Source organism: Streptomyces sp. NBC_00523, assembly GCF_036346615.1.
In the GTDB taxonomy this organism is placed as follows: Bacteria; Actinomycetota; Actinomycetes; order Streptomycetales; family Streptomycetaceae; genus Streptomyces.
In genome coordinates this window covers 4055951-4073911 of sequence record NZ_CP107836.1, presented here as the reverse complement: position 1 = coordinate 4073911, position 17961 = coordinate 4055951, and the positions used below count along the sequence as shown (strand labels likewise).

The following is a 17961-nucleotide window of genomic DNA, read 5'->3' as shown; positions in this document are numbered from 1 at the left end:
GTCGGCACCAAGGAATCAACGGGCCCACGCCCGCGCGTAGATTCCCAGAGCCCCGCCCCCCATGTCGCCCGAATATGGCCGCCCGCCGCCCCCCAACCCCCTTTGTCAGTCCCCCCGTCTACGCTCGCCGCATGACTTTGATCGACAGTGCGTGCGAGTTCCCCGGGCACGAGGTCAACCTCGTGTTCGCCCGGGGGTTGTCCCGGGACGCGCTCGTGGCGGGGGTGCGGGAGCAGAATCGTGAGGCGCTCGCCGAGGGCGAGGCAGGAGGTTGGGCATGGGCCGTGCATGACATGGCCAACTGGGAGATCGAGGACTACGACGACATCGACTACACGCGCATCTGCGCGTCCGGGGGCGAGATCGTGGTCATCGTGACCGAGCCGTGCAGCGCCAAGGCGCACGGGCCGAGCTTCACGTATCTGCGCGACGGGAAGTGGATCGTCCACTTCAGCTTCGAGGACGTGGAGGAGCGCGTCGGCGACAACCCCGACTACATGTCCGCCGAACTGCTCGCGGCGAATCTCATAGGCCCCGACGCGGAATGCGTGGCCTGGGAGACCGATCCGAGCCACGACTGCGACGTGCACGACTTCGACAAGAGGGAGCGGATCATGCGCGCGATAGCCGCCTGCTTCGGTCTGCCCTCGCCGCCGCTCGCCCCGGAGGTGGCGGCGCTGTGAGCGTCCCCTTCATCGCCCCGGACACGTTCGTCACGTACGCCAAGGGCCTCGACCTGCCTGCCCTGAGCGGGATCTACACGGACCTGGGCCTCCCCGCCCGTACGCAGGGCGCGTCCGACGGCTGGGCCTGGCTGACGCACGACGCGGCCACGTACAAGGGCGGCGACCTCGCGACGCGGGCGGGTTACCTCACCGGATTCCGTTACGAGGAACGCTTCGGCCGTCCCAATCCCCTGGAAACCGTGTTCCTGGCCTCCACCCCGGCCTGCGCGTGCCCCCATGGGCAGAACTACTCGGTCCCGCACTGCGAGGCGCACCCGTTCCACTTCATCCACAGCAGGGGCGGCTTCTCGACCACGTACTTCAACCTGGGCGCCCGTCGCGAGTCCCGCCGCTCCGGCGACCTGCTCGTACGCGAGCTGCTGGCCGCCGGGATCGTCGGCCGGGAGACCCCGCGGTACGAGACCGAGCCCGGGTTCAACGCGGACGGCGCCGTGACCCTGCGGATCATCGCCGACCACTTCGGTCTGCCCGCCACCGCCTGAGCGGCGGGGCGCGCCGCACCGCACCGCCCCCCGCCTCAGCCGAAGAGGTTCAGCTCGCCCTCCCGCGCCCCGGACAGCTCGTACCGCGTGCCGGTCAGCGGCCGGCCCGCGTACAGCCGGATCAGCGTCGCCCCGTCCCCGGCGTACCGGCCCGGCTCCCGGCCGCCGTCCTCCGGGCCGAGCCGCAGCTCGCCGTCCGGGCCGGTCAGCCGGGCGGTGAGCGGGACCGGGCTCCGCTTCCGGGACACCGCCGCGAGCAGGTCCAGGGCGGGGGCGAGCCCGGCCCCCGCATAGGCCCCCTCGGCCCCGAACGCCTCGCGCACGTCCCCCGCGTGCACCCACTCGCCGAGCGCGATCCCGTCCATCGCCCCGCCCGCCGCCGCGATGACCGCGCCCGCCTCGGTCATCCCGCGTTCCAGCTCGTCCACGACGCGCGCGTTCGTCCAGTCGGCCCGCTCCGCGATGTCCCGGTCATTGGCCTCGGGGCTGAACACCCCCGGCTCGAACCGGCCCTCCACCACCCGCGTCAGCGCGGCCCCGCAGTGCGCGAGCACGTCCCGCACGGTCCAGCCGGGGCAGGCGGTGCGCAGCTCGAAGTCGCGGTCGTCCGCCTGGCGCAGCAGCGGTACGAAGACGTCCCGCTCGGTGCGCAGCAGCAGACCGGGCAGTTCCGGATCACGTTCGTCAGCCATGGCCACAACATAACGCCCGCCTGCGGAAGGGGACTTCGGGCGGCCCGCGCCGCGACCGGCCGCCGGGCCTACCCTCGTACGCATGACGGACGACCACCGCACGCAGTACGAGGATGCGCTCCGCACCCGCTGGCACGACGCCCTCGTCGCGGCCCGGGGCGGCGCAGACGGGCCCGATCCGCTTCCGTACGCCGACAACCTCCTCGCCCGCTGGGCCGAGCCGCAGCGCAAGTACCACACCATCGCCCACCTCGCGGCGGTCCTGGACCGGATCGACACCCTCGCCGGGCACGCCGCCGACGCGGACGCCGTACGGCTGGCGGCCTGGTTCCACGACGCGGTGTACCGGCCCGACCGGTCGGAGAACGAGGAGCGCAGCGCGGTGCTCGCCGAGCGGGCGCTCCCGGAGGCCGGGGTGCCGGACGCGGTGACCGGGGAGGTCGCCCGGCTCGTCCGGCTCACCGTCACGCACGACCCGGCCACCGGCGACACCAACGGCGAGGTGCTGTGCGACGCGGACCTGGCCATCCTCGCGGCGCCGCCGAAGGAGTACGGGGAGTACGCGGCGCAGGTCCGCGAGGAGTACGGCTTCGTGCCGGACGAGGCGTTCCGCGAGGGGCGGGCGGCGGTGCTGCGGCAGCTCCTGGGACTGCCGCAGTTGTTCCGTACGCCGTACGGCATGAGGGAGTGGGAGCCGAAGGCGCGGCAGAACCTGCTGACGGAGCTCGAACTGCTCACGCACTGAGCCGTGGCGGCCGGGCAGCCGGGGAATGTGCCGGGCGGCCGGGGAATGTCAGGAACGTTTCCGCTGTTGCGACCTGTCATGCCTGACTCCGCGCGCGCCTCTTCCCGTATGCCCCTGGCCGTATACATTCTCGGCCTCTCGGTCTTCGCCCTGGGCACGAGCGAGTTCATGCTCTCCGGGCTGCTGCCCCCGATCGCCGACGACATGGACGTGTCGATTCCGCGCGCCGGACTCCTCATATCCGCGTTCGCGATCGGCATGGTCGTCGGCGCCCCGCTGCTCGCCGTGGCGACGCTGCGGCTGCCGCGCCGCACGACGCTCATCGCGCTGATCTCGGTGTTCGGTCTCGGCCAGGTCGCGGGTGCGCTCGCGCCGACGTACGAGGTGCTGTTCGCGTCCCGCGTGGTCAGCGCGTTCGCGTGCGCCGGTTTCTGGGCGGTCGGGGCGGCCGTCGCCATCGCGATGGTGCCGGTGAACGCGCGGGCCCGCGCCATGGCCGTGATGATCGGCGGGCTGTCCATCGCGAACGTGCTGGGCGTCCCGCTGGGCGCGTTCCTCGGCGAGAACCTGGGCTGGCGGTCCGCGTTCTGGGCGGTCGGCGCGGCCTCCGCGGTGGCCCTGGCCGGCGTGATGACGCTGATCCCGCGCATCCCGCTGCCCGAGGAGAAGCCGCAGCTCAAGCGGGAGATGGGCATCTACCGCGACCGCCAGGTGTGGCTGTCGATCGTGATCACCGCGCTCGCGGCGGGCGGGGTGTTCTGCGCGTTCAGCTACCTCGCGCCGCTGCTGACGGACGTGGCCGGTCTGGACTCGGGCTGGGTACCCACCGTCCTCGCGCTGTTCGGCGTGGGCGCCCTGGTCGGTACGACGATCGGCGGCCGGGTCGCGGACGCGCACCTCTTCCGGGTGCTGCTGAGCGGGATCGCGGCGTCGACGGTGTTCCTGGGGGCGCTGGCGCTGTTCGCGTCGAACCAGGCGGCCGTGATCACGCTGTCGTTCCTGCTGGGCCTGTCGGCGTTCTACACCGCGCCCGCGCTCAACGCCCGGATGTTCAACGTGGCGGGCGCCGCGCCGACGCTGGCGGGGGCGACGACGACCGCCGCGTTCAACCTGGGCAACACGGGCGGACCCTGGCTCGGCGGCACGGTGATCGACGCCGACTTCGGCTTCGAGGCGACGGCCTGGGCCGGGGCGGCGATGACCGTGGCGGCACTGGTGGCCGTGGTGTTCTCGCTGCGGCTCCAGCGGGCGCATGGCTCGGCGGCCTCCCGGCTGGTGGCGCAGGGTTCGCCGCAGGCGGCGCCGGTGGAGTCGACGGAGTGCGCGACGGGCTGAGGCGTACGGAGGGGGCGTACGGCGAGGGCTTGAGGGGCTTACGGCTTCGGCGCCGGGCGCCCCTTCGGCCGCCGCAGCCCGGCCTCGGTCAGCCGCCGGACGAGCTCCTTCGAGCCGATCTCCCGCGCCCCGGCCCGCACCGCGTCCTCGTACCGCGCCTCCGGGATGTCGTAGTGGTCGCGCTCGAACGCCCGCTCCGGGGCGCCGATGGATGCCGCGAAGGCGTGCAGCTCCTCGAAGGACACATCGCTGACCAGGTGCGACCAGAGGCGCCCGTGCCCGGGCCAGGTCGGCGGGTCGATGTAGAGCGTCACGGCCGGAGTATCCCGCTGAGCGCGCCGACGGGTGCGACCGCCACCGCGGCCTTGGCGCAGACCCAGTGCGGGTGCGGCCCGAGCTCCGGCTCGACGTCCAGCGCGTGCGGGTCGCCCGCGTCGCAGACCGGGCAGAGCGGCCAGCGGCCGTACCGCTCCAGGAGCGCGTCCTGGACGTCCTGGGCGATCAGGCCGACGACGAACTCCGCGCCCTCCGGCCACTGCTCCACCCACCAGCGGCGGTGCGTCACGGCGTCCTCGACCATGGACACGATCTGCGCCTCGGCGACGTTCCCGGCGGCGAGGTCGGCCATGACGAGGGCGCGGGCGGTGTGCAGCGCCTGCTCCAGGCGGTCGGGCCGGTCGGACCCCGGCGGGTTCTGCTCCATGCAGCCATTGTCCACCCGTATGGCGGCGTCAACGGCTTTCGCCAAAGGTCACACCAAAGAGGGTTGACGCCCTTCCGACTTGAAAATATCTTTCAAAGGTGACCAATGACCTGAAGGAAAGTTTCAGTACGGATTCGCCGCCCGCCCCGGCGGCCCTGGCCGCCAAGGTGCGGACGCTGTCGCCGTCCATGACCCGCTCCATGCAGCGCGTCGCCGAGGCCGTCGCAGGCGACCCGGCGGGCTGCGCCGCCCTGACGGTCACCGGTCTCGCCGAGCTGACGGGCACCAGCGAGGCGACGGTGGTCCGCACCGCCCGCCTCCTGGGGTACCCGGGCTACCGCGACCTGCGCCTCGCGCTCGCCGGTCTCGCTGCCCACCAGGAGTCCGGCCGCGCCCCCGCCGTCACCGCGGACATAGCGGTGGACGACCCCATCGCCGACGTGGTCGCCAAGCTGGCCTACGACGAGCAGCAGACCCTCGCCGACACCGCCGCCGGGCTCGACACGGTGCAGCTGGGCGCCGCGGTCGCCGCCGCCGCCACCGCGCGCCGGATCGACATCTACGGCGTGGGCGCGTCCTCCCTCGTCGGCCAGGACCTGGCCCAGAAGCTGTCCCGGATCGGACTCATCGCCCACTCCCACACGGACCCGCACCTCGCGGTGACCAACGCCGTGCAGCTCCGCTCCGGCGACATGGCCATCGCGATCACGCACTCCGGCTCGACGGGCGACGTCATAGAGCCGCTGCGCGTCGCCTTCGACCGGGGCGCGACGACGGTCGCGATCACCGGCCGCCCCGACGGCCCCGTCACGCAGTACGCGGACCACGTGCTGACGACGTCCACGGCGCGCGAGAGCGAGCTGCGCCCGGCCGCGATGTCGAGCCGCACCAGCCAGCTCCTGGTGGTCGACTGCCTGTTCATAGGCGTCGCCCAGCGTACGTACGAGACGGCCGCCCCGGCCCTCGCCGCCTCCTACGAGGCGCTGGCCCACCGCCACACCCCGCGCACCCGCTGACCGTCACCCGGACGCCCTCCGGCAGCGCCCCGCACCCGCCCCGCCACCGCACGCCGTACGAGAAAGCAGAGCCGCCCTCCATGACCTCCCTGACCGACGCCACCCCCGACGGCTACGGCGAGCTGCGCGCCGAGCTCGCGACCCTCACCACCGAGGCGTTCCGCCCGGAGCTCGCCGAGATCGACCGGCTGGCCACGGCGGACATCGCCCGGATCATGAACGGCGAGGACCAGACCGTCCCGGCCGCCGTCGCCGAGCGGCTGCCCGAGATCGCCGCCGCGATCGACGCCACCGCCCAGCGCATGGCCCGCGGCGGCCGGCTGATCTACGCGGGCGCGGGCACCGCGGGACGGCTGGGCGTGCTGGACGCCAGCGAGTGCCCGCCCACGTTCAACACCGACCCGGCCGACGTCATCGGCCTGATCGCGGGCGGCCCGTCCGCCATGGTCACCGCCGTCGAGGGCGCGGAGGACAGCAAGGAGCTGGCCGCCGCCGACCTGGAGGCGCTGGAGCTCACCGCCGACGACACGGTGGTCGGCATCTCCGCCTCCGGCCGTACGCCGTACGCGATCGGGGCCGTGGAGCACGCCCGGGCGAAGGGCGCCCTGACCCTCGGCCTGTCGTGCAACGCGGACTCCGCGCTGGGCGCCGCCGCCGAGCACCCCCTTGAGGTCGTCGTCGGCCCCGAGCTGCTGACCGGCTCCACCCGGCTCAAGGCGGGCACGGCCCAGAAGCTCGTGCTCAACATGATCTCGACCATCACGATGATCCGCCTCGGCAAGACGTACGGGAACCTCATGGTCGACGTGCGTGCCTCCAACGAGAAGCTGCGGGCCCGCTCCCGGCGCATCGTCGCGCTGGCCACGGGCGCGTCCGACGAGGAGATCGAGGCGGCCCTCGCCGCCACGGACGGCGAGGTGAAGAACGCCATCCTGACGATCCTCGGCCAGGTCGACGGCCCCACGGCCGCCACGCTCCTGACCGAGTCGGACGGCCACCTCCGCGCCGCGCTCGCCGCCGCCCCCCGCACCACCTGACCTGCCGCACCACCTCTCCCGCACAGCAAGGCACCACGCACCATGGCTACAGAAGACAAGAACCGCGCCACTGCCGCCGCGATCCTTCCGCTCGTCGGTGGCGCCGCGAATGTCAGCTCCATCGCCCACTGCATGACCCGGCTCCGGCTCGGGCTGCACGACCGTTCGCTCGTCCAGGACGACGCGCTGAAGGCCGTTCCCGCGGTCATGGGCGTGGTCGAGGACGACACGTACCAGATCGTGCTCGGTCCCGGTACGGTCGCCCGCGTCACCCCCGAGTTCGAGAAGCTGGTCGAGGAGGGGAAGGCGGAGGCCCCGGCCCCCGCCCCGGCCCCGGCCGGCGCCGCCCCGCTCACGGCGGAGGAGCTGGCCGCGCAGGGCGCCGAGATGAAGGCGGCCCGCAAGGCGAAGAACGCGACGCCGTTCAAGCTGTTCCTGCGCAAGATCGCCAACATCTTCGTGCCGCTGATCCCGGCCCTGATCGGCTGCGGCATCATCGCCGGGCTCAACGGCCTGCTGGTCAACCTCGAATGGCTGCCGTCGGTCACCCCGGCGCTCGCCGCGATGGCCTCCGGCTTCATGGCCCTGATCGCGGTCTTCGTCGGCTACAACACCGCGAAGGAGTTCGGCGGCACGCCGATCCTGGGCGGTGCGGTCGCGGCGATCATCGTCTTCCCGGGCGTCGCGAACATCGAGGCGTTCGGCCAGAAGCTCTCCCCCGGCCAGGGCGGCGTCCTCGGCGCCCTCGGCGCGGCGGTCCTCGCGGTGTACGTGGAGAAGTGGTGCCGCCGCTGGGTGCCGGAGGCGCTGGACGTGCTGGTCACGCCGACGCTGACGGTCCTCATCTCCGGCCTGGTCACGATCTTCGGCCTGATGTACGTGGCGGGCGAGGTCTCCACCGCGATCGGCGACTTCGCGGACTGGCTGCTCTCCAACGGCGGCGCGGGCGCGGGCCTGATCCTGGGCGGCTTCTTCCTCCCGCTCGTCATGCTGGGCCTGCACCAGGCGCTGATCCCCATCCACACCACGCTGATCGAGCAGCAGGGCTACACGGTCCTGCTCCCGATCCTCGCCATGGCCGGTGCGGGCCAGGTCGGCGCGGCCATCGCCACGTACTTCCGCCTCCCGCGCAACGAGTCGATCCGCAAGACCATCAAGTCCGCCCTGCCCGCCGGGTTCCTCGGCGTCGGCGAACCCCTGATCTACGGCGTCTCGCTCCCGCTGGGCCGCCCGTTCATCACGGCCTGCGTGGGCGGCGCGTTCGGCGGCGCGTTCGGCGGCTTCTTCAACCAGCTGGGCGACGCGGTCGGCTCCACCGCGATCGGCCCCTCCGGCTGGGCCCTGTTCCCCCTCCTCGACGGCAACCACGGCCTGGGCGCCACGATCGCCATCTACGCGGGCGGCCTGCTCGTCGGCTATGTGGCGGGCTTCCTGGCGACGTACTTCTTCGGCTTCAGCGGGGAACTCCTGGCGGAGTTCAACGTGAGCCAGGAGGAGGACGCCGCCACGGCAACGGCGACCCCGGACCCGGCCACGCCTTCCGATACGGCGAAGGCACCGGCGGCGGTCTGAGACTCGCGTGAAACGGAGCGGCGGCCCCCTTCACCACGGGGGCCGCCGCTCCGTCGTGGCCGAAAGTGCGCCAAGGATGGCCGAGAACAGCCCCCTCCAAGGAGATCCGGCGCGGGTCGATGTGAACACCAGCTGATTCAAGCCTGAATCACTCCTGTCCCGCTGGTGACACTCATGCGCGGAGAATCCCTGGGGGGACATTGCCTTCCGCTACACCCGGCCGTTTCGGTCTCGCACGCGCGAAGCGCGCGAGACGCATCTCGGCCTGCACCGCACTCGTTCTCTCCGCCGGCATGCTGCTGGCGGCTCCGGCCTCGGCCGACGACGCCTCCAGGGGCTCCGGCGGCCCCGAGACGCCGGCCACTACGAAGCCGCGCCTGGACCTGAACGGCAACGGCGACAACGACCTCATCTACCGAGGCGTGGACGGCGTCCTGTACGTCAAGGCGGGCCCGTACGCCCCGGACTACCCGTTCCGCATCCCCGCCACCGACCAGCAGGAGATGCACAAGGACATCATCGCGATGGGCGACCTCAACGCCGACGGCCCGCCCGAGATCGTCACGCTGTCCGCGACCGGCACGCTCACGCTGTACCCGAGCGCGGGCGAGGAGAGGACCTCCCCCGCCACCTGGTCCGGTGACGGCTGGCAGAAGTACAACAAGATCCTCTCCCCTGGCGACCTGACCGGTGACGGCCGCAACGACCTGCTCGCGCGCACGCCCTCCGGCGACGTCTACCTCCACGCGTCCACCGGCGCCATCAAGGGCGAGCCCTTCGCGCCCGCGGTCAAGGTGGCCTCCGGCTGGGAGACGTACGACCAGATCGTCGGCCTCAACGACAGCAACGGTGACGGGTTCGGCGATGTCGTCACCCGCACCAGGGGTGGCGACCTGTACTTCCTCGCGGGCACCGGCGACGCGGCGAAGCCCTTCAAGGCGCCCAGCAAAATCGGCTACGGCTTCGAGATCTACAACCAGCTCGTGGGTGTCGACGACATCAACGGAGACGGCCACGGCGACCTCCTGGGCCGCAAGCCGAACGGCGAGACGTACATCTACCGGTCCACCGGTCAGGGCACCTTCCGCACGCGTGTCGCCGATGCCTTCGGCTGGCAGAAGGCCGCCCTTTTCGTCGGCCAGGGCGGCAACCCCGACTTCGGCAAGCATGAGGCCGTGGGCACCACCGACAACGGCAGTTCGTGGTGGTACGACTCCAGGAACAACGGACAGTTCGCCCCCCGCACGTTCTACTACACCGCCCAGTCCGGGCTGACGAGGCTCGTCTCCTCCCTCGACGTCGACGGCCGGGCCGAACTGCTCCAGGTCCAGGGCGGCCGGATGACCATCGGGAACCACTCCTTCGGCAGCGGCTGGGGCGCCTACGACGATCTCATCGGGCCGGGCGACCTGAGCGGTGACGGCAAGGGCGACCTGCTGGCCCGCGACACCAAGGGCGACCTGTACCTGTATCCGGGCAACGGCCTCACCGAGTTCGGTGCCAAGATCAAGGTCGGCTACGGCTACGGCACGTACCGCCACATCGTCGGCGCCGGCGACCTCACCGACGACGGCAGGACCGATGTGGTGGCCGTCGCCAAGGACGGCACGCTGTACCTGTACGCGGGCACGGGCCAGGCGTCCGCGCCGCTGAAGGCGCGCGTGAAGATCGGCTCCGGCTTCGACATCTACAACAAGTTCGCCGCGCCCGGCGACATCAACGGCGACGGCAGGGCCGACCTGGTCGGCGTCAACGGCTACGGCGACCTGTACCGCTACACGTCCACCGGGACCGGCACGATCACCAAGCGCGTACAGATCGGCTACGGCTTCAACATCTACAACGGCCTGTACTGATCACTGCGCCTTCGACCGGAGCGGCGGCCCCTGCACCAAGGGGGCCGCCGCTTCGTCGTAGGCCTCAGACCGGAAAGCCGTCCGTGGGCAGCGTGACGTCGAACGGCGCGGGAAGCGCGAGCGGCTTGCCGAACGGCACCGCGTCGGAGTGCTTGTACGTGCCGTGCTCGCTCGGCTCCGTGAACAGGGTGGCCAGGGCGCCCCGGGTGTCGAACCGGTCGATCAACAGGTACATCGGCACCCCGGCCCGGGCGTAGGCCCGGTACTTCTTCGTGCGGTCCTCGCGGGCGTTGCCCTTCGAGGTGATCTCCACGACGAGGAGGGCGTCGGAGGCGTCCATCGGGGCGCTGACGCCGGGGTCGGCGGCGTCGATCAGCTCGGACGGCATGACCACGAGGTCGGGGACGTAGAGCTTGTCGAGCGGGGCGACGTGCACGCCCAGCGTCTGGTAGATCTCCAGTTCGTCCGGCAGATTCCCGTAAAGACAGCGCTGCACCTTGGCTGCGATCCCGTTGTGATGTGCATGCGGCGGCGGTACCAAGACGATCTGCCCCTCGTCGATCTCGGCGCGCCACCCCTCGGGCACGTCCAGTTCCTGCCAGGTGCGCAGAAGGTAGTCCCACTGGCGGCCTTCAGGGTCCTGCTGGGGTTCGACCATCGCGGCGGTCATCGCGGGTCCCTTCTCCGAAGCCTGTCCGAGGAGCGTAGATCGGCGGATTCACGGCACAGGGCCGCTTTCCTCAGCGTCCCACGTCCGAGTGACCGGCGCACCGAGCGCCGCTCACCGTTGCCCCTGAGCCAACCCCAACAACACCCCATGCGTCTCCCGGTCCGCAGCCACCACCAGCCCGCCCGCGCCCCGGTCCACCGGCAATCCGTCGATCCCCGTCACCACGCACCCCGCCGCCTCACACAGCGCGATGCCCGCCGCGAAGTGGACGCTGTCCAGGCGGAGGCCGGGCCCACCGTCGGTGAGGTACGCGGCACGGCGCCCCGCGGCGACCCACGCGACGGCCACCGTGCTGGAGACGACGCGCGGGCGGAACCCGGCGACGAACTCCGGCGTGGCCATGAGCTCCACCGCGCGGAACCCCGGCGCGTGCGGGAACGGCGGGTCCAGGTTGAGGTCCACCAGCCGCGACCCCGCCGAGGGTATGAGGCGGGCGTCCCACCCGTCCGAGCCCCGGACCCACGCCCCCGCGCCGTCCGTCCAGAAGACCTCGCCGCTGAACGGGTCGGCGGAGGCCGCCGCCACGATGCCGGCGGACGAGGCGGCGTCCCGGAGCGCGACGTTCACCGCGACGAGCATGTTGCCCACCGCGTAGTTGAGCGTCCCGCACAGCGGGTCCACCAGCCACCGGCGCCCCGCCCCGGCCGCCCCGCCCGCCCCGCTCTCCTCGCCCGTCACCGCGTCATCGGGCCGGGCCGCGCGCAGCACGTCGAGCACGGCCTCCTCCGCCGCGATGTCGGCGGCCGTGGCGAAGTCACCGCCGCCCTTCTCGTACCGCGTCAGCGATGCCCCGTACATCTCGCGTACGACGGACGCCCCCGCGGACGCCGCCCGAATGGCCACTTGCGCATCGCTTTCCATGGTCACCATCTCCGCAGGCTAACTCCGGTCACCCGAAGCCCCGTTCGCCCCCCACCCACACCGCGACCTCCGCAGCCCCCCGCCGGACCGCCTCATCCCCGTCCCAGGCAAGCGCCGCGCACGCCGCCGCGAGGTCCGGCGCCTCCGCGTCCAGCACCCCCGTCTCCAGCCAGTCCGCCTGCCCCTCGTCCGCCCCGGCCACCGCACGGGCAAGCACCCGCACCGCCGCCACCGACCCCACCCGGGCCAGGGCCTCCGCCGTCCGCCGCGTCACCGCTGTGTCCTCCGCGTCCAGCAGCAGCCGCACCAGCACCTCCGCGACCTCGGGCACCTCCGCGAAGGCCGCGAGGTCCCGCCCCGCACGCGCCCGCCCCTCCCACGAGGGAGACGACGCCGCGGCCAAGCCCGCCTCCCACGCGCTCACCTCGGCAACTGCCCTTCCCGGTTGATCTCCGTCACCCGCGCCCGCAGCACCGCCCCCGGCGGCGCCTGCCGTACGGAGTCGGCCGGGCAGTCCCACACCACCCCGCCCCCCGGCGGCCGCAGCCGCACGTACGGCCCGACGCGCCCCAGCACCCGGCCGATCCGCCCGTCCCGCACGTCCACCGCGAACGACCCCGGCTCCGGCGTACACGCCTCCAGGGCCTCCCCGGCCTCCCCGCCCGTCATGACGCCGCCGCCCTCTCGTCCAGCACCCGGCTGAGCTGCTGCGCCGCCGCGAGATTGCAGCGCCCCAGGTCCACCAGGACCGCCGGGTCCTCACCCGCGCACGAAGCCGCGTCGATCCGCAGCGAGGGCAGCTTCACCCCGGCCCGCGCGAAGCCCTCTCTCAGCAACGCCACCAACTCCTCCGCCTCCCGAATCTTCGCCACTGCCGCCCTGCGCCGTTCCGTTGTCGTCATGATCCATTCCTTCCACGCTGAGTAATGACGATGCATACCCAGAGTGGTGATTCTCTCGCTAGCCTGGAAGAGGCGCAGGCCCAACAACCGCTCGTGTGTAACAGGGAGTTGTCATGCCAGGTCCCAAAGAGCTCGACCCCGCCTCCTCGCCTCGCGCCCTCCTGGGCGCCGAACTCCGCCACCGAAGAGATCGCGCGGGCCTGTCCCAGGCCGAACTGGGCCCTCTGCTGTTCGTCAGCGGCTCCTTCATCGGCCAGTTGGAGGACGGCAGCCGCCGCATGCAGATGGACCAGGCGCTCAGGCTTGACGACATCCTGAAGGCCGACGGCTTCTTCAAGCGCAACTGTGCGGCTTTGGAGAAGTCGAAGTACCCGGATCACTTCGCGGAGGCAGCGGAGGCGGAGGCCCGCGCGACGGAGATCAAGGAGTACGCGCCGCAGCTCATCCCGGGCCTGTTGCAGACGGAGGCGTACGCGCAGGCAGTGTTCAGGAGCGGACTCCCCACGGCCGCCGAAAGCACGATCGAGGAACTGGTAGCCGCCCGTCTCGAACGAACTCAGATCCTCGCCGATCCAACCACGCCGTTGTTGTGGGCCGTGTTGGACGAATCGGTGTTACGTCGACGGGTGGGCGGCCCTGACATCATGGCAGCAGCACTTCGCCACATCGCCGGGCTGATGAGGCGGCACCGGGTCATCGTGCAAGTTCTGCCATTCTCAGCGGGTGCCCACACGGCCATCGAAGGCTCGCTCAAGCTGATGGCGTTCTGCGACGCACCTCCGCTCGCGTACCTACAGGCCCTGGGCACAGGGCAGTTGCAGGACGATCCGGCAACGGTCAGGCAGTACGAACTGACCTACGATCTGGTCGTGGCCAGCGCGCTCTCACCGGCAGCGTCCCTGGCGTTGATCGAGTCGGTGGCGGAGGATTACGAGCATGAGGCACAAGAGTTCTAATTACGATCTGTCCACGGCTATTTGGCACAAGTCGAGCTACAGCGGCGCAAGCGGCGGCGACTGCGTAGAGGTCGCAACATGGCGCAAGTCCACGTACAGCGGTCCGAGCGGCGGCGACTGCCTCGAAGTCCTCGACGGCATCCCGGACGTCGTCCCCGTCCGGGACTCGAAGGTCACCGACGGCCCGGCGGTCGTGTTCGCGACGACCGCCTGGCAGCAGTTCGTCACCGACCTGAAGCACGTCTGACGCGACGAGACCCGGAAGCCGGTACCACTGGCGGACACAGTGGTACCGGCCGCCTTGACCTCAACCACGCTTGAGGCAAGACGATCTCATCCATGCAGACAGCAGCTACGGAATGGATCAGGCAGAACTCCCACGCGCTCACCGCGCGGAAGCCCGACGAACCGTTCGACGACCTGCGGCCGCTCGCCCCGCTGGTGCGCGACGCCAGGATCGTCGCACTGGGGGCCGCCACCCGGCAGACACGCGAACTGTCGGAGGTGGCGCACCGCGTGGCGCGCCTGCTGGTGGAGGAGGAGGGCTTCCGGAGCGTCGTCCTGGAGGGTGACGATCCCGGCAGGCTCGGCCTGGCGGCGTACGTGGCCACCGGCGCGGGGGACCCGGGGGCCATGCTGGCGGAGGCCCGGGCGTTCTGGCGGACCGGGGAAATCCTCGAACTCGTACGGTGGATGCGGGCGTACAACGAGCGTCACCCGGGCGACCCGGTACGTCTCGCGGAGCCACCGACCGCACAGGCGGGCACCCTGGCAGAAGCGGAACGCGCACTCGCCGACGGTGCGGCCTGGTGGCAGCGGCACACGGGCGACAAGGTCGTCTACTGGGGCGGCATGGCCCACACCGCCATCGGCACCCCGCGCACCGTGTCCGTCTCCCCCACCGAGCCCCCACAAACGCACCGGAACATGGGCGGTTACCTGCGCGAGCGCATGGGTACGGGCTTCCGCTCCATCGGCCTCACGATGCCCATGCCCACCCCGAGCCCGGCCTTCGTGGACACCGTCCTGACCGAGGCCGCTGGTACCGGGCCGGCCTACTTCCTGGACCTGACCCTCCCCCGCCCCGAGCCGGTACGCCGCGTCCTGGACACCCCGACCCGCACCCGCCTGATCGGCCCGACGTACGACCCACGGCACGACGAGTCCCACCACATGTCGGGCGCCGCCCTGACCACCTGGTTCGACGCGATCATCCACACCCAGGAGGTGACCCCGTCCCGCCGGATCACTGAATGATCGCGCCCCGGCTGCTACTCCGCCGGTGACCAGGGAGCGGAGCACAAGTGCGCGACGCTGCGCCGGTCACGGCCCTCCCGAGGTCCGTCAGCGGCCTTGCCCACCGCGACCATGGAAACGATCGCCCAGCCCGGGTTCGGGGCCAGCTCCTTCGTCATCCCTTCCAGGTCGAACGCCCGGAACTGGTGCGCGGCCAGCCCCATGGCCTGGGCCTGAACGGTCATGTGCGCGATGGCCTGGCCGAGGTCGTAGTCCGCGAACTCGGAGTAGAGCACCTGTGTGTCATCGACGTACCGGCGCGTGAGGGTGACGACGAGCAGGCCCGCGTCCGTCGCCCAACGGGCCGAGCTCGGCGCAAGATGAGGGATCATCCGGTCGTGCTCCGGCTCACCGGGCCTGCCGGTGAAGAAGCCCCACGGCTGAGAGTTCCCCGCCGACGGCGCCCACCGCGCGGCTTCCAGCAGCAGCCCGAGTGCGTGGTCGTCGACAGCCGCCGCCGGATCGAACCGGTAGGGGCTGAACCGCCCGGCAAGCAGTGGGTGTATACCGCTGGGCGGTTGCTGAGGACGATGCATGCTCCGCTGCAACCGGCGCCCACGAGTGCGTATTCCGACCGCTGCGAGCGGCTTGATCACGCCTCGATACGTGCTCTAGTGCGCGATGCCGTCGATCAGCTCGCGCGCCCCCTGACGCAGCAGCGCGACGGCGACAGACGTGCCGAGCGTGGCGGGGTCGAGGCGACCCGCCCACTCGTGGGCGTTGAGGACGGTCTTGCCGTCCGGTGAGAACACGCAGGCCCGGAGCGACAGTTCGCCGTTGCCCTCGACCCGGGCGAATCCGGCGATCGGGCTGTTGCAGTGGCCCTGCAGGACGTGCAGAAGCATGCGCTCGGCCTGCGTCTCCCGGTACGCGTCGGGGTCGCCGAGCGGGCTGATGGCGTCGATGATCTCGGCGTCGCCCTCGCGGCACTGAAGCGCGAGGACTCCCGCGCCGATCGGCGGAATCATCGCCTCGGTCGACAGGACCTCGGTGATGACGTCGGTCCGCCCGATCCGCTCCAGCCCGGCGACGGCGAGCAGCAACGCGTCCGCGTCGCCCGCGTCCAGCTTCGCCAGGCGCTTGTTCGCGTTGCCGCGCATCGGTACGCATGCGAGGTGCGGGTGCGAGGCGGCGAGCTGGGCGACGCGGCGCACGGACGAGGTCCCGATCCTGGTCCCGGCCGGGAGCTGGTCGAGAGTGAGCCCGCCGGGGTGGATGAGCGCGTCCCGGATGTCGTCCCGCTTGAGGAAGGCCGCGAAGGTCGTACCGGCGGGCAGGGGCCGGTCCGCCGGGATGTCCTTGACGCAGTGCACGGCGAGATCGGCCTCCCCGGCGAGAAGGGCCGCGTCGACCTCCTTGGTGAACGCCCCCTTCCCCTCGACCTCGCTGAGGTCCCCCATCCACTTGTCCCCGGTCGTCTTCACGGGGAGGACGGCGGTCTCGATCCCGGGATGAAGCACGGCCAACTCGGCCCGCACACGCTCGACCTGAGCGAGTGCCATAGGGGAGTCACGGGAAACGATACGAATCAGATCAACCGGCATGAAGGCACGTTAGCCCCGTGGATGCGGCAATTCCATCTCCCACGGTGCCGTCTCCCGGGGCTCAAGCCACGAGATTCGAGCGCTCTTTGAGTGGAATGGTTGGGCGGGCCTGTACCCGCCCACCCGCCCCCGTTACCCGCAAGGGTTCACTTTTCGCGATCAAGTTGCGACGGACGGTAGGCACGCTTTAGCTTCAGCGAGGACATAGACCTTGAAGACGGCCCCCGCCGGTGCGACAACACCGCCAGGGGCCTGACCACCTCGATCGAAGGCTGACGGAGACGATCAGATGGCTGACGACCAGTCTAGTAGCGCGCCCTTCCCCCACCACCCGATGGCGAACCCCGGTTACGGCAAACGTTCCGCGCCGGACGAACGTCCGCGTACGGGTCAGGACTTCACGCACCTCGATCCGCGTGACGCGGCCATCGCCGCGTACATCGACGGGCTGTGCGACGGCGCCGACATCTCCGTCAAGGCACTCGCGAAAGCCCTCCCGTACGGGCAGTGCGCGGTCCGTACGTCGCTGAACCGCCTTCAGGAGGCGGGGCACCTGCGCCGGGGCAGCGAGTGCGTGGCGAGCGGGGTGAACCTGCTGTGGGTGACGCGGACGTTCTTCTCCCGCACCGCGCGGGATGACGCGTGGTGGGCGAGCTTCAGCCGGGGCGACGTACCCAAGGAGACCCAACGGGAAACACGGTCACGGGCGTTCATCCTGCTGGCCGCGCTGGGCCGCCAGGCCCCCGTGCTGTCGCTGTCGCAGAGGGAGTGCGTGACGCTGGAACCCCAGGCGTCGGAGTGGCTGCGCAGGGGCGCCACGGAGCCGGAAGTCCTCCGGGCGCTTACCACCGGACTGCCCGACGTCATCCACCACCCGGCGGCGTTCGTCGCCAAACGCCTCCAGACGAAACTTCCCCCGGCCCGCGAACCCCACCCGGTCCTGCGCACCCTGGAATGCAGCGAGTGCCGGGCCCCGGGCACCCCGGAAGCCCTCCCGGGCGGCAAGTGCCGCCCCTGCGCGGGCAAACCCACCCGCGAGACCCCGGCCCTCCCCGCCCAACAGGTCCGCGCCCAGGCCCGAGCCGTAAGAGCGGGCCTGATCCCCAAGTCGGACCGCCCCAAACGCTGACACGCCACGCAAGGGGATCACGCGATGCCAAGCCAGTGGTGACACCCCGTCAAGGACTGCCGTACGGGCTCGGACCTGGCGTCCTCAGAGCAAAGACCGCTCCGTGCGCACGCGCACGGCCCACAAGGAGAGTCCCACGGCGATGACGCACACCACGACCGCGCCCAGAACGCGATAGAAGCGACGGCCGGCCGTCCTGTCCGCACTGGTGGCAGGCGCGATCGGCGCGAGCTCACTGCTCCTGGCGGCACCGGCACAGGCGGCCGGCTGCAACAGCACCCGCGTCTGCTTCTGGTACAGCGGGACCCTGGGGAAACGATCAACTACACCCTCGGAGCCAAGTACGCCTTCTGCCTCAC

At 71.4% G+C, this 17961-nt stretch carries 22 protein-coding genes; 12 read left to right on the top strand and 10 right to left on the bottom strand.

Annotation, left to right across the window (positions count from 1 at the left end; genetic code table 11):
- The first annotated feature begins 137 nt into the window (after nt 1-137).
- Both OHS17_RS18475 and OHS17_RS18470 read left to right on the top strand, forming a co-directional pair.
- Nucleotides 138-683 carry a hypothetical protein gene (locus OHS17_RS18475; RefSeq protein ID WP_330315289.1) on the top strand — a complete coding sequence of 182 codons (546 nt, stop codon included), beginning with the start codon at nt 138-140 and terminating at the stop codon, nt 681-683.
- Complete coding sequence (locus tag OHS17_RS18470; protein ID WP_330313059.1) at nt 680-1228, top strand: hypothetical protein; 549 nt, start codon at nt 680-682, stop codon at nt 1226-1228. Before OHS17_RS18475 ends, OHS17_RS18470 begins: the two co-directional genes overlap by 4 nt.
- 35 nt (nt 1229-1263) lie before the next feature.
- Here OHS17_RS18470 and OHS17_RS18465 read toward each other — a convergent pair whose 3' ends face one another.
- Nucleotides 1264-1920 carry a maleylpyruvate isomerase family mycothiol-dependent enzyme gene (locus OHS17_RS18465; protein WP_330313058.1) on the bottom strand — a complete coding sequence of 219 codons (657 nt, stop codon included), beginning with the start codon at nt 1918-1920 and terminating at the stop codon, nt 1264-1266.
- A gap of 82 nt (nt 1921-2002) precedes the next feature.
- Here OHS17_RS18465 and OHS17_RS18460 point away from each other — a divergent pair, with 82 nt between their 5' ends.
- The gene (locus OHS17_RS18460) at nt 2003-2665 is read left to right on the top strand and encodes an HD domain-containing protein (protein WP_330313057.1); all 663 of its coding nucleotides are present in this window, start codon (nt 2003-2005) and stop codon (nt 2663-2665) included.
- A 108-nt stretch (nt 2666-2773) separates the two neighbouring features.
- Complete coding sequence (locus tag OHS17_RS18455) at nt 2774-4000, top strand: Cmx/CmrA family chloramphenicol efflux MFS transporter (RefSeq protein ID WP_330313056.1); 1227 nt, start codon at nt 2774-2776, stop codon at nt 3998-4000.
- Between the two features lie 38 nt (nt 4001-4038).
- On the opposite strand, the gene OHS17_RS18450 is transcribed toward OHS17_RS18455, so the two are convergent.
- Both OHS17_RS18450 and OHS17_RS18445 read right to left on the bottom strand, forming a co-directional pair.
- On the bottom strand, nt 4039-4314 hold the full coding sequence (locus tag OHS17_RS18450; protein WP_330313055.1) for a DUF4031 domain-containing protein: 276 nt from the start codon (nt 4312-4314) through the stop codon (nt 4039-4041).
- Entirely contained in the window at nt 4311-4703 is a 393-nt protein-coding gene (locus OHS17_RS18445; RefSeq protein ID WP_330313054.1) for a hypothetical protein, read from the bottom strand. The genes OHS17_RS18450 and OHS17_RS18445 overlap by 4 nt, the downstream gene beginning before the upstream one ends.
- A gap of 98 nt (nt 4704-4801) precedes the next feature.
- Between OHS17_RS18445 and OHS17_RS18440 the strand changes: the two genes are divergently transcribed.
- From OHS17_RS18440 to OHS17_RS18425, 4 genes are all read left to right on the top strand, one after another.
- Entirely contained in the window at nt 4802-5719 is a 918-nt protein-coding gene (locus tag OHS17_RS18440) for a MurR/RpiR family transcriptional regulator (protein ID WP_018101550.1), read from the top strand.
- 80 nt (nt 5720-5799) lie between these two features.
- Nucleotides 5800-6756: an N-acetylmuramic acid 6-phosphate etherase gene (gene murQ / locus OHS17_RS18435; RefSeq protein ID WP_330313053.1), complete on the top strand. Its 957-nt coding sequence runs from the start codon at nt 5800-5802 to the stop codon at nt 6754-6756.
- 42 nt (nt 6757-6798) lie between these two features.
- On the top strand, nt 6799-8328 hold the full coding sequence (locus OHS17_RS18430) for a PTS transporter subunit EIIC (protein ID WP_330313052.1): 1530 nt from the start codon (nt 6799-6801) through the stop codon (nt 8326-8328).
- Nucleotides 8329-8621: 293 nt separating this feature from the next.
- On the top strand, nt 8622-10184 hold the full coding sequence (locus OHS17_RS18425) for an FG-GAP repeat domain-containing protein (RefSeq protein ID WP_330313051.1): 1563 nt from the start codon (nt 8622-8624) through the stop codon (nt 10182-10184).
- Between the two features lie 64 nt (nt 10185-10248).
- Here OHS17_RS18425 and OHS17_RS18420 read toward each other — a convergent pair whose 3' ends face one another.
- The 5 genes from OHS17_RS18420 to OHS17_RS18400 form a co-directional block, all read right to left on the bottom strand.
- A complete protein-coding gene (locus OHS17_RS18420; RefSeq protein WP_330313050.1) occupies nt 10249-10854 on the bottom strand; it encodes a Uma2 family endonuclease in 606 nt (201 codons plus the stop codon).
- Nucleotides 10855-10965: 111 nt separating this feature from the next.
- Nucleotides 10966-11784, bottom strand: coding sequence for an inositol monophosphatase family protein (locus tag OHS17_RS18415; protein ID WP_330313049.1), 819 nt, complete (start codon nt 11782-11784; stop codon nt 10966-10968).
- Between the two features lie 19 nt (nt 11785-11803).
- Nucleotides 11804-12178 carry a HEAT repeat domain-containing protein gene (locus OHS17_RS18410; RefSeq protein WP_330313048.1) on the bottom strand — a complete coding sequence of 125 codons (375 nt, stop codon included), beginning with the start codon at nt 12176-12178 and terminating at the stop codon, nt 11804-11806.
- A 17-nt stretch (nt 12179-12195) separates the two neighbouring features.
- Nucleotides 12196-12444, bottom strand: coding sequence for a hypothetical protein (locus OHS17_RS18405; protein ID WP_330313047.1), 249 nt, complete (start codon nt 12442-12444; stop codon nt 12196-12198).
- A complete protein-coding gene (locus tag OHS17_RS18400; RefSeq protein WP_330313046.1) occupies nt 12441-12677 on the bottom strand; it encodes a hypothetical protein in 237 nt (78 codons plus the stop codon). Before OHS17_RS18400 ends, OHS17_RS18405 begins: the two co-directional genes overlap by 4 nt.
- 113 nt (nt 12678-12790) lie before the next feature.
- Here OHS17_RS18400 and OHS17_RS18395 point away from each other — a divergent pair, with 113 nt between their 5' ends.
- The 3 genes from OHS17_RS18395 to OHS17_RS18385 all read left to right on the top strand — a co-directional run bounded on the left by OHS17_RS18395 (nt 12791) and on the right by OHS17_RS18385 (nt 14890).
- A complete protein-coding gene (locus tag OHS17_RS18395; protein WP_330313045.1) occupies nt 12791-13633 on the top strand; it encodes a helix-turn-helix domain-containing protein in 843 nt (280 codons plus the stop codon).
- Nucleotides 13614-13880: a DUF397 domain-containing protein gene (locus OHS17_RS18390; RefSeq protein ID WP_330313044.1), complete on the top strand. Its 267-nt coding sequence runs from the start codon at nt 13614-13616 to the stop codon at nt 13878-13880. Before OHS17_RS18395 ends, OHS17_RS18390 begins: the two co-directional genes overlap by 20 nt.
- 92 nt (nt 13881-13972) lie before the next feature.
- Entirely contained in the window at nt 13973-14890 is a 918-nt protein-coding gene (locus tag OHS17_RS18385; protein ID WP_330313043.1) for an erythromycin esterase family protein, read from the top strand.
- A gap of 14 nt (nt 14891-14904) precedes the next feature.
- Here the strand turns inward: OHS17_RS18385 and OHS17_RS18380 are convergent, their stop codons facing one another.
- Together OHS17_RS18380 and hemC are read right to left on the bottom strand one after the other, a co-directional pair.
- Entirely contained in the window at nt 14905-15465 is a 561-nt protein-coding gene (locus tag OHS17_RS18380; protein ID WP_330313042.1) for a nitroreductase family protein, read from the bottom strand.
- A 75-nt stretch (nt 15466-15540) separates the two neighbouring features.
- Entirely contained in the window at nt 15541-16473 is a 933-nt protein-coding gene (gene hemC, locus OHS17_RS18375; RefSeq protein ID WP_330313041.1) for a hydroxymethylbilane synthase, read from the bottom strand.
- 334 nt (nt 16474-16807) lie between these two features.
- Between hemC and OHS17_RS18370 the strand changes: the two genes are divergently transcribed.
- Entirely contained in the window at nt 16808-17602 is a 795-nt protein-coding gene (locus OHS17_RS18370; protein ID WP_330313040.1) for a hypothetical protein, read from the top strand.
- Nucleotides 17603-17961: the final 359 nt, after the last annotated feature.